We start from the raw sequence: 13558 nt of genomic DNA on the forward strand, positions 1-13558 counted from the left end.
CACGGCGTGGAAAACGCATTCACACCGACGGGGGACACGGGACCGGACGCGGACCGTCCGAAGGGTGGACGCGGGAACTTCCGGACACGCCTGAAAGCGGATGTAAATCGGACGCGGAATCGGACATTTGCCCGTGATTCGTACAGGGGTGGGTGAAACGCGCCACAGACCGCTTGTCGCCCGGAGGTGTGACGGGCGACCGTAGTCCCGTGCACACGGGGGCGGATGCGGGGACGGCACGGGGGATCACCCCCGTGGCCGAGGCGTTCGCGCTCCACCTGCGGGCCCAGCGCGGCCTCTCCGAGAACACCGTGCGCGCCTACCTGGCCGACCTGGCGGACCTCGCGGGCTACGCGCGCCGCCACGGCGTCCCGGACCTCACGGCCGTCGACATCGCCGTCCTGCGCGGCTGGCTGGCAGCGATGGCCGCCTCCCGGCGCAGCCGCGCGACGCTCGCCCGGCGCGGTGCGGCGGCCCGCACCTTCTTCGCCTGGGCCGCCCGCACGGGCCGGGTCGCGCAGGACCCGGCGCTGCGCCTCGCGAGCGCCCGCCCCGCCTCGCACCTGCCGACGGTCCTCGACCAGGGCTCGGCGGCGGCGCTGCTCGACACCGCCCGCGTCCGCGCGGACGACGGCGACGCGGTGCACCTGCGCGACTGGGCGGCCCTTGAGCTGCTGTACGCCACCGGCGTGCGGGTCGGCGAGCTGAGCGGCGCGGACGTCGACGACCTGGACCTCGGGTCCCGGACGCTCCGGGTCACCGGCAAGGGCGACAAGCAGCGCGTGGTCCCCGTGGGTGAGCCGGCGGTCGACGCGACCGAGGCCTGGCTGACCCGCGGGCGCCCCGCGCTCGCGACGCCCACGTCCGGTCCGGCGCTGCTCCTGGGCCGTCGCGGGGCCCGCGCGGACCAGCGGCAGCTGCGGCAGGTCGTGCACGAGATCGCCCGGCTGGCAGAAGTGGACGACGTCGCGCCCCACGCTCTGCGACACTCGGTGGCGACGCACCTGCTGGAGGGTGGCTCCGACCTGCGCAGCGTGCAGGAGGTGCTGGGTCACGCCAGCCTCGCGACCACCCAGCGCTACACCCACGTGACCGCGGACCGCCTCCGCGCGTCGTTCGAGCAAGCACACCCCCGCGCATGACCCCCGAGATGGAGAGCCCCATGTCAGTCACGGCTGAGGACACCGTCCCGCTGGCTGTCGCCACGCAGCGTCGTGGCACGAGCGCGCCGCTGGGGGTCATCCCGCGCCAGCAGGTCGTCGAGACCGACCTGGGCGTCGAGACGCTGGACTCCGACACGGCGACCGCCCTCGCGGTCGTCGAGGTCGAGGAGGCCGACCTCCTGGGGGTCGTCGTCACGCTCACCGCCGTCGTCGACGACGACCTCGACGAGGTCACCGAGCCGGCCGTCGACCAGGTCGCCCTCGACTGGCAGCTGTTCAAGTCCGGGGGCGACCGCCTGGTCCGGGAGCGGCTGATCCTGCACTACGCGCCGCTGGTCACCGCCGTCGCCGGCCGCGTCGGCATGCGCCTGCCCGCGATGGTCGAGCAGGCGGACCTCGTCTCGTACGGGATGTTCGGCCTGATCGACGCGATCGAGAAGTACGAGCCCGGCCGCTCGGTCAAGTTCGAGACCTACGCCAGCTCCCGCATCCGCGGCGCGATCATCGACGAGCTGCGCGCGATGGACTGGATCCCGCGCTCGGTCCGCACGAAGGCCCGCGCGGTCGACCGCGCCTACGCCGAGCTGGAGAGCGAGCTGCACCGGGTCCCGACCGAGGGCGAGGTCGCGGCGCGGCTGCAGATCGACATCCGCGAGCTGCGCGCCCTGTTCACCCAGCTGTCGACCGTCAACGTCGCGGCGCTCGACGAGCTGCTCGGCGGCGGCGAGGACCGCGGCGACCGGCTGTCGCTGCTGGACACGCTCGGCGACGACCGCACGCCCGACCCGGAGAACTCGTTCGAGGCCCAGGAGACCAAGTTCCTGCTGGCCCGGGCGATCGACCAGCTCGGCGAGCGCGAGAAGCTCGTCCTGGTCCTCTACTACTACGAGGGCATGACGCTCGCCGAGATCGGCCGGGTGCTCGGCGTGACCGAGTCCCGGATCTCGCAGATGCACACCGCGGCGATGCTCCGGCTGCGCGCGCGCCTCACGGAGGCCGACCGCGGCTGACCCGCGGCTGAGCAGCACCACCGGCCCGCCGCGCAGCAGGAGCATCGGGTCGAGGTAGGTCTCGCCGTCGCGCACGCCCCAGTGCAGGCACGTGGGCGTGCAGTGGCTCCGGCCGGGCCCGACGACACCCAGCAGGGCCCCGGCGCCGACCCGGTCACCGGGCTGCACGGCCGCGGCCACGGGCTCCACCGAGCTGCGCAGCCCGTCGTCGTGCAGCACCGTCAGCACGGGACGGTCGACGACCACGCCGGCGAACGTCACCGTGCCGGCGCGCGGCGCCCGCACGGGCGTCCCCGCCGGCGCGTCCAGGTCGACCCCGCGGTGCCCGGCGGCCCACCGGTCGGACGGGCCGTCGAACGCCTGCACCACCACCACGGGCTCGACGGGGGTCGACCACGGTTCCCGCGGCGGCCCGGCGCCTGGCGCGACGGGTGCGGTGCCCTGCAGGACGGACGGCGCGAGCGCGGCGAGGGCGGCGAGCGCGAGCGCCAGGGCGAGAGTCCGGGGGAAGGTCCGGGAGAGGGCGCTGCGGGACGGCATGGGACAACGGTGCCGGGCGCCGGGTGCCACGCACGGGCCGCGGGGTACGGTCCGGGGGACGACGCGGGTGCCCGCGGCCTGTGGACGGCTCGCCGACGAGTCGTGGAGCAGCCCGCCCAGCGCGGCGGCACCGCGCGGATCGCGCTGTCCCGGGCGCTCACGGCTGTCCGGTAGACTCCTCCTTGCGACCGGTGCGTGCCGGTCGACATCGCGCGTCATCACCGACGTCCCGCACCCCCACCGTCCGCGGTACGGGTGCGTGCCGGAGGGTCGACGCTGGCAGCGGTCCGGGTTCGCCCGGCGCCAGCGTGGGCGTGACGCCAGGGGTGCCGCCCGACCCGGACGGCGCCGACAACCGGATCAGCGGGTGCGCCCAGGCGGGCCCGCGCACAGTGAGCGCGCCCCCGCTGGGGTGCGCCGGAAGGACGTGCCATGGCCGTCGTGACCATGCGCCAGCTGCTCGAGAGCGGTGTCCACTTCGGGCACCAGACCCGCCGCTGGAACCCCAAGATGAAGCGCTTCATCTTCACCGAGCGCAACGGCATCTACATCGTCGACCTGCAGCAGTCGCTGTCCTACATCGACCGCGCGTACGACTTCGTCAAGGAGACCGTCGCCCACGGCGGCAGCATCCTGTTCGTCGGCACGAAGAAGCAGGCGCAGGAGCCGGTGGCCGAGCAGGCCGCCCGCGTCGGCATGCCCTACGTGAACCAGCGCTGGCTCGGTGGCATGCTCACCAACTTCCAGACGGTGAACAAGCGCCTGCAGCGCCTCAAGGAGCTCGAGCTCATCGACTTCGACGACGTCGCGGGCAGCGCCTTCACCAAGAAGGAGCTCCTCATCATGCGTCGCGAGAAGGACAAGCTCGCGAAGACGCTCGGCGGCATCCGGGACATGACCCGCACGCCGTCCGCCGTGTGGATCGTCGACACGAACAAGGAGCACCTCGCCGTCGACGAGGCGCGCAAGCTCGGCATCCCGATCGTCGCGATCCTCGACACGAACTGCGACCCGGACGTCGTGGACTACCCGATCCCGGGCAACGACGACGCCATCCGCGCCGTGCAGCTGCTGACCCGCGTGATCGCGGACGCCGCCGCCGAGGGCACCATGCAGCGTCACTCCGCCCGCCAGGGTGGCGGCGCCGACTCGGCCCCGGCCGAGGCCGAGCCGCTGGCCGAGTGGGAGCGCGAGCTGCTCGCCGGCGCCGAGGAGTCGCTCGCCTCCGACGCGACCGCCGAGTCCGCCGCCACGGCCGCTGCCGCCGGTGACCCGGTCGCGCCGGTCGGCGAGGCCGGCCCCGCCGAGGGTGCCGCCACGCCCGGCCAGGACGCCGCTCCCGCGGTCGACGCCGCTGCCGCGGGTGCCGCCGAGGAGATCGCCGCGTCCGAGGGCGACGCCGAGTCCAAGTGACCCGGTCCGCCACTCACACGCACTGACGAGAAGGACGGAAGCACAGATGGCAAACCTGGCTGACATCAAGGCGCTGCGCGAGAAGACCGGCGCCGGCATGCTCGACGTCAAGAAGGCCCTGGAGGAGGCGGGTGGCGACGCCGACAAGGCGCTCGAGATCATCCGCGTCAAGGGCCTGAAGGGCGTCAGCAAGCGCGAGGGCCGCTCGGCCTCCGACGGCCTGGTCGCCGCCGAGGTCGTCCTCACCGGCGACGGCGAGGACGAGGTCGGCGTGATCGTCGAGGTCAACTCCGAGACGGACTTCGTCGCGAAGAACGCCACGTTCATCACCCTGGCGGAGAAGGTCCTGCAGACGGCCGTCGCGAGCGGCGCCCGTGACGCGGACGCCCTGCTCTCGGCCGACGCCGACGGCAAGTCCCTGCAGGAAGTCGTCGACGAGACGGCCGCCGTGCTGGGCGAGAAGGTCGTCGTGCGCCGCGTGGCCCGCGTCGCCGGCGAGAAGGTCACCGTCTACCTGCACAAGGTGAACAAGGACCTCCCCCCGCAGGTCGGCGTGCTCGTCGCGACCGACGCCAAGGGCGCCGAGGTGGCCCGCGACATCGCGACGCACATCGCCGCGTTCTCGCCGTCCTACCTGACGCGCGACGAGGTCCCGGCCGAGACGGTCGAGAACGAGCGTCGCATCGCCGAGGAGACCGCCCGCAACGAGGGCAAGCCCGAGGCCGCGCTCACGAAGATCGTCGAGGGCCGTCTGACCGGCTACTTCAAGGACGTCGTCCTGCTGGACCAGCCGTTCGCGAAGGACTCGAAGAAGTCGGTCGCCCAGGTGCTGGCCGAGGTCGGTGGCTCCGTCACCGGCTTCGTCCGGTTCCGCGTCGGCGCCTGACCACGCACGACCCGGTGGCCCCGGCCCGACAGGGCCGGGGCCACCGGCGCGAGGTCACCTCGCACCATCCCCGCCGACGACCTGGAGGTTCACCCGTGACGGACGAGACCCAGCCCCGGCGGGTGCTGCTGAAGCTCTCGGGCGAGGCGTTCGGCGGTGGCTCGATCGGCCTGGACCCCGTGGTGGTCCGCCGGGTCGCCGCCGAGATCAGCGCCGCGGTCGCCGACGGCGTGCAAGTCGCGATCGTCTGCGGCGGCGGCAACTTCTTCCGCGGCGCGGAGCTGGCCCAGAACGGCCTGGACCGGGCGCGCGCGGACTACATGGGCATGCTCGGCACGGTGATGAACTGCCTGGCGCTGCAGGACTTCCTGGAGCAGGCCGGCGTGGACACCCGGGTGCAGACCGCCATCACGATGGGCCAGGTCGCCGAGCCGTACATCCCGCTGCGGGCGATCCGCCACCTGGAGAAGGGCCGCGTCGTGATCTTCGGCGCCGGCGCCGGCATGCCGTACTTCTCGACCGACACCGTCTGCGTGCAGCGCGCCCTGGAGACGCACTGCGACGAGGTGCTGATGGGCAAGAACGGCGTGGACGGCGTCTACACCGCGGACCCCCGCACCGACCCGACGGCGACGAAGCTGGACCACCTCACCTACACCGAGGCGATCGTGCAGGAGCTCGGGGTCATGGACTCCACGGCCCTGTCGATGTGCCGCGACAACGGCGTGCGGATGCGCGTGTTCGGGCTCGAGGAGCCCGGCAACGTCACCCGCGTGCTCCGGGGTGAGAAGATCGGGACGCTGGTCACCGAGGACTGACCTCCTCGGCGCGCCCGCCCGCAGCCGCCCGCCCGCACACCCCCCGCAGGACCATGACTGAAGGAGCCACCGTGATCGACGAGATCCTCCTCGAGGCCGAGGAGAAGATGGACAAGGCCGTCGAGGTCGCCAAGGAGGACTTCGCCGCCATCCGCACGGGTCGTGCCAACGCGGCGATGTTCAACAAGATCACGGTCGACTACTACGGCAGCCCCACGCCGCTGCAGCAGCTCGCGTCGTTCAACGTGACCGAGGCGCGCACCATCCTCATCACGCCGTTCGACAAGTCGTCGATGCAGGGCATCGAGAAGGCGCTGCGGGACTCCGACCTGGGCGTGAACCCGACGAACGACGGCAACGTCATCCGGGTCAGCCTGCCGGCGCTCACCACCGAGCGGCGCAAGGAGTTCGTGAAGCTGGCGAAGACGAAGGCGGAGGACGCGCGCGTCTCCCTGCGCAACGTCCGCCGCCGCGCGAAGGACGAGCTGGACCGCCTGGTGAAGGACGGCGACGCCGGCGAGGACGAGGTCGGTCGCGCGGAGAAGGAGCTCGAGGGGCTGACCAAGCGGCACGTCGACCTCGTCGACGCGCTGCTGTCGTCCAAGGAGAGCGAGCTGCTCGAGGTCTGATGTCCGTCCACCCCGCCGTCGCTCCCGCGCCGGGCACCTCGCGTGCCGGGCGTGACCTGCCCGTCGCCGTCGCCGTCGGGCTGGCGCTGCTGGCCGCGGTCGCCGCGTCCCTGTTCCTGCGCAAGGAGGTCTTCGGCCTCGTCGCGGTCCTCGCGGTGGGGGCCGGGCTGTGGGAGCTCGCGCAGGCGTTCGCGCGCCGCGGCGTGCACATCCCGGTGCTCCCGCTGCTCGTCGGCGACGTCGGCATCCTCGTCTCCGCGTACGTCGCGGGAATGGAGGCGCTGTTCGTCGCGTTCGTCCTGACGGTCGGCGGCATCGTCGTCTGGCGGGTGCTGGACGGCAGCGGGCCGCGGGCCGTGCGGGACGCGACGGCGGGGGTGTTCGCCGCGGCGTACCTCCCGCTGATGGCGGGCTTCGTGATGCTGCTGCTCGCCACGGAGGACGGCGCGTGGCGGGTGGCCCTGTTCATCCTGCTGTGCGTCGCCAACGACACCGGCGGCTACGTGGTGGGCGTCCTGATCGGGCGGCACCCGCTGGCCCCGTCGGTCAGCCCGAAGAAGACCTGGGAGGGTCTGCTCGGGTCGGTGGTGCTGGCCAGCGTGGTCGGCGTGCTGGGCGTGCACCTGATGTTCGGGGGCGACCCGGCGGTGGGGGCGCTGCTGGGCGTCGCGACCGTCGCGGTGGCCACGCTCGGCGACCTGGGCGAGTCGATGATCAAGCGGGACCTCGAGCTCAAGGACATGGGCACGCTGCTCCCGGGCCACGGCGGGGTGCTGGACCGCATCGACTCGATGCTCCTGGCCGCGCCCGTCGTCTACCTCCTGCTCGAAGCGCTGCAGCCGCTCGCTGCCTGACCTGACCGACCACGAACCCCCGAGGAGGACCGCGTGAGCGCCACGCCTGTCGCACTCAACCTGTCGGCCCCGGCCCGGGGCGCCCGCGGCAAGCCGCCGAAGCACTTCGTCGACCTCACGCCCGCCGAGCGGGTGGAGGCCGTCACGGCGCTGGGCGAGAAGCCGCTGCGGGCCAAGCAGCTCGCGACGCACTACTTCAGCCACCTGACCGCCGACCCGGCCGCGATGACGGACCTGCCGGCCGCCAGCCGCGACAAGCTCGTCGAGGCCCTGTTCCCGCCGCTGCTGACCGCGGCCCGCACGCTGCAGGCCGACGGCGGGACCACGGTCAAGACGCTGTGGCACCTGTTCGACGGCGCGAAGGTCGAGTCGGTGCTCATGCGGTACGCGCACCGGTCGACGCTGTGCGTCTCGAGCCAGGCCGGCTGCGGCATGGCGTGCCCGTTCTGCGCGACCGGGCAGCTGGGCCTGACCCGCAACCTGTCGACCGCGGAGGTCGTGGAGCAGGTGCGCAGCGCCGCCGCGTCGCTCGCCGCGGGCGAGGTGCCCGGCGGCCCGACCCGCCTGTCGAACGTCGTGTTCATGGGCATGGGCGAGCCGCTCGCGAACTACAAGACGGTCATGGAGACCGTCCGGCGGCTGGTCGCCCCGGTGCCGGAGGGCCTGGGCATGTCGGCCCGCAACATCACGGTGTCGACCGTCGGCCTCGTGCCGGCCATGCGCAAGCTCGCGGGCGAGGGCATCCCCGTGACGCTGGCGCTCTCGCTGCACGCCCCCGACGACGAGCTCCGCAACGAGCTCGTGCCGATCAACACCCGCTGGAGCGTCAAGGAGACGATCGACGTCGCCTACGAGTACTTCCAGGCGACCGGCCGCCGGGTGTCCATCGAGTACGCGCTCATGAAGGACATCAACGACCAGGCGTGGCGCGCGGACCTGCTCGGCACGGAGCTCAACCGGCGCGGCCGGGGCTGGGTGCACTGCAACCCCATCCCGCTGAACCCGACCCCCGGGTCGAAGTGGACGGCCAGCGATCCCGCGGTCGAGCGGGAGTTCGTGGCACGCTTGCGCGCACACGGGATCCCCACGACGGTCCGGGACACCCGCGGCAGCGACATCGACGGGGCGTGCGGCCAGCTGGCGGCGGAGGAGGACGAGGCATGAGCGCGAACGGCGCCATGTTCCGGCGGGTGACGGGCGTGCGGACGGGGTACCACCCCGAGGAGGTCGACGACTTCTTCACGCACGCGCGCACGGTCTACGAGCAGGGGCCGGCCGGGGCGCTGTCCAGCAAGGACGTGCGCACCGTCGCCTTCGACCTCGTGCGGCGGGGCTACTCGACCACCGCCGTCGACGCCGCGCTCGACCGGCTGGAGGCGGCGTTCGTCGCCCGCGCCCGCGCTGACTTCATCGCGGAGCGCGGCCGCCAGGCGTGGCTGGACCAGCTCGCCGAGCAGGCCCGGTCGCTCTACGGCCGGCTCACGCGCCCCGACGGCGAGCGGTTCGCCCCGCCGAAGGGCCGCCAGCCCGGGTACGCCGCCGCCGACGTCGACGCCCTGTGCCACCGGCTGGTCGACTACTTCGACAAGAACGTCCCGCTCGCCGCGCAGGACGTGCGCTCGGCCGTGTTCGGGCGGGCCAAGGGGTCGCGCGCGTACGCCGAGGGCCCGGTCGACGCGTTCCTCGAGCGTGCCGTGGACGTGCTGCTCGCCGCCGAGTGACCTCCCCTCGGGCAGGATGGGGCGGATGAACCCCCGCTCCGTCGTCCTGCTCGGCTCCACCGGATCGATCGGCACCCAGGCCGTCGACGTCATCACGCGCAACCCCGGGCGGTTCCGCGTCACCGGCCTCAGCGCGGGCGGTGCGGACCCGGCGGCGCTCGCGCGGCAGGCCGTCGCCCTCGGGGCGCAGACGGTCGCCGTCGCCGACCCGGACGCCGCCGGGACGGTGTTCGCCGAGCTCGTCCGCGCGTCCGCCGACGCCGGCCTGCGGCAGATGGGCGTGGAGGTGCTCACCGGCCCGGACGCCGCCACGCAGCTCGCCGCCCGGGGAGCCGACGTCGTCCTCAACGGGATCACCGGCTCGGTCGGCCTGGGCCCCACGCTCGCCGCGCTGGGTGCCGGCAGCACCCTGGCCCTGGCGAACAAGGAGTCCCTGGTCGCCGGCGGGCCGCTGGTCCGCGCGGCGGTGCAGCGCCCCGGCCAGGTCGTGCCGGTCGACTCCGAGCACTCCGCGATCGCCCAGTGCCTGCGCGGAGGCGCGCGGGGCGAGGTCCGGCGGCTGGTGCTCACCGCCTCCGGCGGGCCGTTCCGGGGCCGGACCCGCGCCGAGCTGGCGGACGTGACGCCCGAGCAGGCCCTCGCGCACCCGACGTGGGCGATGGGGCCGGTCGTGACGATCAACTCCGCGACGCTGGTCAACAAGGGCCTGGAGCTCATCGAGGCGCACCTGCTGTTCGACGTGCCGGTCGCGGACATCCAGGTGGTCGTGCACCCGCAGTCCGTCGTGCACTCGATGGTCGAGTTCGCGGACGGCTCGACGATCGCGCAGGCGTCCCCGCCGGACATGCGGCTGCCGATCGCGCTGGGGCTGTCGTGGCCGGACCGCGTGCCGGACGCCGCGGCCCCCTGCGACTGGACCCGGGCGGGGTCGTGGACGTTCGAGCCGCTCGACGAGGACACGTTCGGCGCCGTGGCGCTGGCCCGGGCGGCGGTCGCGGCGTCGCCGACGCACCCGGCGGTGTACAACGCGGCGAACGAGGAGGCCGTCGCGGCGTTCCTCGCGGGGCGGATCGGGTTCCTCGACGTCGTGGCCACCGTGGAGGAGGTGCTCGCGGAGCACGCCGGCGGCCCTGTCGGGGAGGTCGCGGACGTGCACGCGGCCGAGGAGTGGGCGCGGGCCCGCGCGGGCGAGCGGATCGCCGCGCGCTGACCCTGACGTCACCCTCCCGCGGAGGGCGGCGCGGTCAGTGCCCGAGCAGCGGGGCGAGCGCGGCCGCCACCCGGCTGGCGCGGCCGGTCAGGCGCTCCTCCCGGTCCGCCAGGGCCGCGGCGCGCAGGCCCGCGGTGATCCCGGCCCAGCGCAGCGGCTCGGGCTCCCACCGCGGCGAGCGGTGCCCGACCCAGGGCAGCCGGGTCAGCGCCGAGTCGGTGCCCGTGAGCAGGTCCGCGAGGGTGCGGCCCGCGAGGTTGGAGGCGCCGACGCCGTCCCCGACGTAGCCGCCGGCCCACGCGATGCCGTCCTCGTCGAGCCCCACGGACGCCTGCCAGTCGCGGGGGACGCCGAGCGGACCGCCCCAGGCGTGCGTGATCTCGGCGTGCCGGACCGCGGGGAACAGGTCCACGAGCGTCCGGCGGAGCGCCCGGGTGACGCGCGGGTCCTGGTCGAAGGCCGGCTCGATCGCGGAGCCGCGGTGGTACGGGGCGCCGCGGCCCCCGAACGCCAGGCGGTCGTCCGCGGTGCGCTGCCCGTAGACCACCAGGTGCCGCCCGTCGGTGAACGTCTGGCCGCGGTCGAGCCCGATCGCGTCCCACACCGACGCCGGCAGCGGCTCCGTGGCGATCATGAGCGAGTACACCGGGGCGAGGTCCCGGTGGTGCCCCGGCAGCGCGGCCGTCCACGCCTCGACGGCACGCACGACGTGCCGCGCGCGCACGGTGCCGTGGTCGGTGACGACCGCGCGCGGGGAGATCCGCAGGGCCCGGGTGCCCTCGACCAGGCGCACGCCCCGGGCGGTGACCACGTCGGCCAGCCCGCGCACGAGGCGGGCGGGTTGGATCCGGGCGCAGTCGGGCGTCCAGGTCCCGCCGAGCACCCCGTCGGCCCGGACGTGGGTCGCGACCTCGTCCGGGGTGAGGAGGTCCAGCTCGTCGCCCCACCGGCCGGCGGCCTCGGCCTCGGCCGACAGCCGGGCCAGCTGCGCGGGGGTGCGCGCCAGCGTGACGGTGCCGCCGTAGGCGAAGTCGCAGGCGATCTCCTCCGCCGCGGCGACCCCGCCGACCTCGACGACGGTGTCGCGCATGGCGGCGCGCATCGACCGCGCCGCCTCCGCGCCGTGCCGGCGGGCGAGGGCCTCCGCGGACGTGGGCAGCAGCGCGGAGCACCACCCGCCGTTGCGGCCGCTGGCGCCGTAGCCGGCGACCGCCTGCTCCACGACCAGCACGTCGAGCGCCGGGTCGGCCTCGAGCAGGTAGTAGGCGGTCCACAGCCCGGTGAGGCCGGCGCCGACCACGACGACGTCCGCGGTGGTGTCGCCGTCGAGCGGCTCGCGGGGCTCGACCGGCGCCTCGGCGGCGACCTGGTCGAACCAGAGCGAGACGCCGGACAGGTCCCGGCCCGCCGTCCACGCCACCGCCGGCGGGGGGTCCTGCTCCGGCGCGGTCACAGCCGCGTCCACGCCTCGCTGAGCACGCCCCGCAGGATCTGCTCGATCTCGGCGAACTCCGCGGGACCGCAGGTCAGCGGGGGCGACAGCTGGATCACGGGGTCCCCGCGGTCGTCGGCGCGGCAGTACAGGCCGGCGTCGAACAGGGCGGGGGACAGGAAGTCGCGCAGCAGGTGCTCGGACTCGGCGTCGTCGAAGGTCTCCCGGGTCGCCTTGTCCTTGACGAGCTCGATGCCGTAGAAGTACCCGGCCCCCCGCACGTCGCCGACGATCGGGAGGTCCAGGAGCTGCTCGAGCGTCGACCGGAACACCGGCGCGTTCTCGTGCACCCGCTGGGTCAGCCCCTCGCGCTCGAAGATGTCGAGGTTCGCCATCGCGACCGCGGCCGACACGGGGTGCCCGCCGAACGTGTAGCCGTGGTAGAAGGTCGTGTCGCCGGTGCGGAACGGCTCGTAGACCCGGTCGGAGACGATCGTCGCGCCGATCGGCGAGTAGCCCGACGTCAGCCCCTTGGCGCACGTGATCATGTCCGGCACGTACCCGAGGTCGGTGCAGGCGAAGATCTCGCCGATCCGGCCGAACGCGCAGATCACCTCGTCGGAGACCAGCAGCACGTCGTACCGGTCGCAGATCTCGCGGACCCGCTGGAAGTACCCGGGCGGGGGCGGGAAGCAGCCGCCGGCGTTCTGCACCGGCTCGAGGAACACGGCCGCGACGGTCTCCGGCCCCTCGAACTCGATCGCCTCCGCGATCCGGTCGGCCGCCCAGCGCCCGAAGGCCTCCGGGTCGTCGCGCAGGTCCTCCGACGCCCGGTAGATGTTGGTGTTCGGGACGCGCGTGGTCGACGGCACGAGCGGTTCGAACGGCGCCTTGAGGCTGGGGATGCCCGTGATGGACAGCGCCCCCTGGGTGGTGCCGTGGTACGCGACGGCCCGGGAGATCACCTTGTGCTTGCCGGGCCTGCCCACGAGCTTCCAGTACTGCTTGGCGAGCTTCCAGGCCGTCTCGACGGCCTCGCCCCCGCCGGTGGTGAAGAAGACGCGGTTGAGGTCGCCCGGGGCGTACCCGGCGAGCCGCTCGGCGAGGTCGATGGCCTGCGGGTGCGCGTACGACCACAGCGGGAAGAACGCGAGCTCGCTCGCCTGCTGCCGGGCGCGCTCGGCGAGCTCGGCGCGGCCGTGGCCCGCCTGGACCACGAACAGCCCGGCGAGCCCGTCGAGGTACCGGCGGCCGCGGTCGTCCCAGATGTGGTGGCCCTCGCCGCGCACGATGGTCGGCACCCGCTCCTCCCAGGCGCTCTGGCGGGTGAAGTGCCCCCACAGGTGGTCGCGGGCGGCGGCGTGCCGGTCGGTGCCGCGGGGGGTGAGGGAGGTGACGGTCTCGGTCATCGGGTTCCCCAGTCGTATTGCTGCTTGCGCAGCTTGAGGTAGACGAAGGTCTCGGTCGCGCGCACGCCGGGCAGCGTGCGGATGCTGTCGTTGAGCACCGCCAGGAGGTGGTCGTCCCCGGTGCAGACGACCTCGACCATGACGTCGAAGCCCCCCGCGGTGATGACGACGTAGTCGACCTCCGGGAGGTCGGCCAGGGCGTCCGCGAGCTGCTCGAGGTCGCCCGACGCCTTGATGCCGATCATCGCCTGCCGCGCGAAGCCGACCTGCACGGGGTCGGTCACGGCGACGATCTGCATGACGCCCGCGTCGGTGAGCCGCTGCACGCGCTGGCGCACCGCGGCCTCCGACAGCCCCACGGCCCGGGCGATCGTGGCGTAGGGGCGCCGGCCGTCCTCCTGCAGCTGCTCGATGATCGCCTTGGACAGGTCGTCGAGCGCCACGGGGGGTACGGGCCCGGCGGGGCCGTACCC

General features: G+C 74.0%; 13 protein-coding genes and 1 pseudogene. 10 read left to right on the top strand and 4 right to left on the bottom strand.

Annotated elements, in window-relative coordinates; genetic code table 11:
- The first annotated feature begins 245 nt into the window (after positions 1-245).
- Together QNH85_RS08160 and whiG are read left to right on the top strand one after the other, a co-directional pair.
- Complete coding sequence (locus tag QNH85_RS08160) at positions 246-1142, top strand: tyrosine recombinase XerC (protein ID WP_428830378.1); 897 nt, start codon at positions 246-248, stop codon at positions 1140-1142.
- Between the two features lie 20 nt (positions 1143-1162).
- Positions 1163-2173 carry an RNA polymerase sigma factor WhiG gene (gene whiG, locus QNH85_RS08165; RefSeq protein WP_282945686.1) on the top strand — a complete coding sequence of 337 codons (1011 nt, stop codon included), beginning with the start codon at positions 1163-1165 and terminating at the stop codon, positions 2171-2173.
- A 57-nt stretch (positions 2174-2230) separates the two neighbouring features.
- Here the strand turns inward: whiG and QNH85_RS08170 are convergent.
- Positions 2231-2932: pseudogene (locus QNH85_RS08170) on the bottom strand (M23 family metallopeptidase); the annotation flags it as partial.
- Positions 2933-3145: 213 nt separating this feature from the next.
- Here QNH85_RS08170 and rpsB point away from each other — a divergent pair.
- From rpsB to dxr, 8 genes are all read left to right on the top strand, one after another.
- Positions 3146-4126, top strand: coding sequence for a 30S ribosomal protein S2 (gene rpsB, locus QNH85_RS08175; RefSeq protein WP_282945687.1), 981 nt, complete (start codon positions 3146-3148; stop codon positions 4124-4126).
- Between the two features lie 46 nt (positions 4127-4172).
- Positions 4173-5012, top strand: coding sequence for a translation elongation factor Ts (gene tsf, locus QNH85_RS08180; protein ID WP_282945688.1), 840 nt, complete (start codon positions 4173-4175; stop codon positions 5010-5012).
- Between the two features lie 95 nt (positions 5013-5107).
- A complete protein-coding gene (gene pyrH / locus QNH85_RS08185; RefSeq protein WP_249669119.1) occupies positions 5108-5830 on the top strand; it encodes a UMP kinase in 723 nt (240 codons plus the stop codon).
- Between the two features lie 71 nt (positions 5831-5901).
- Complete coding sequence (gene frr, locus QNH85_RS08190; RefSeq protein WP_282945689.1) at positions 5902-6459, top strand: ribosome recycling factor; 558 nt, start codon at positions 5902-5904, stop codon at positions 6457-6459.
- Positions 6459-7313 carry a phosphatidate cytidylyltransferase gene (locus QNH85_RS08195; RefSeq protein WP_282945690.1) on the top strand — a complete coding sequence of 285 codons (855 nt, stop codon included), beginning with the start codon at positions 6459-6461 and terminating at the stop codon, positions 7311-7313. The genes frr and QNH85_RS08195 overlap by 1 nt, the downstream gene beginning before the upstream one ends.
- A 33-nt stretch (positions 7314-7346) precedes the next feature.
- Positions 7347-8477 (top strand): 23S rRNA (adenine(2503)-C(2))-methyltransferase RlmN, encoded by a 1131-nt coding sequence (gene rlmN / locus QNH85_RS08200; RefSeq protein WP_282945691.1) that lies wholly within the window; start codon positions 7347-7349, stop codon positions 8475-8477.
- Positions 8474-9034 carry a DivIVA domain-containing protein gene (locus QNH85_RS08205; RefSeq protein WP_282945692.1) on the top strand — a complete coding sequence of 187 codons (561 nt, stop codon included), beginning with the start codon at positions 8474-8476 and terminating at the stop codon, positions 9032-9034. Before rlmN ends, QNH85_RS08205 begins: the two co-directional genes overlap by 4 nt.
- 25 nt (positions 9035-9059) lie before the next feature.
- The gene (gene dxr / locus QNH85_RS08210) at positions 9060-10244 is read left to right on the top strand and encodes a 1-deoxy-D-xylulose-5-phosphate reductoisomerase (protein WP_282945693.1); all 1185 of its coding nucleotides are present in this window, start codon (positions 9060-9062) and stop codon (positions 10242-10244) included.
- Between the two features lie 34 nt (positions 10245-10278).
- On the opposite strand, the gene QNH85_RS08215 is transcribed toward dxr, so the two are convergent.
- Genes QNH85_RS08215 through QNH85_RS08225 form a run of 3 tightly spaced genes read right to left on the bottom strand, consistent with a single transcriptional unit; the run spans position 10279 to position 13528 of the window.
- Positions 10279-11697: an NAD(P)/FAD-dependent oxidoreductase gene (locus QNH85_RS08215; RefSeq protein ID WP_282945694.1), complete on the bottom strand. Its 1419-nt coding sequence runs from the start codon at positions 11695-11697 to the stop codon at positions 10279-10281.
- Positions 11694-13085: an aspartate aminotransferase family protein gene (locus tag QNH85_RS08220; RefSeq protein WP_282945695.1), complete on the bottom strand. Its 1392-nt coding sequence runs from the start codon at positions 13083-13085 to the stop codon at positions 11694-11696. Before QNH85_RS08220 ends, QNH85_RS08215 begins: the two co-directional genes overlap by 4 nt.
- The gene (locus tag QNH85_RS08225; protein ID WP_282945705.1) at positions 13082-13528 is read right to left on the bottom strand and encodes an Lrp/AsnC family transcriptional regulator; all 447 of its coding nucleotides are present in this window, start codon (positions 13526-13528) and stop codon (positions 13082-13084) included. Before QNH85_RS08225 ends, QNH85_RS08220 begins: the two co-directional genes overlap by 4 nt.
- Positions 13529-13558: the final 30 nt, after the last annotated feature.

The organism is Cellulomonas endometrii (assembly GCF_949769265.1).
GTDB lineage: Bacteria > Actinomycetota > Actinomycetes > Actinomycetales > Cellulomonadaceae > Cellulomonas > Cellulomonas endometrii.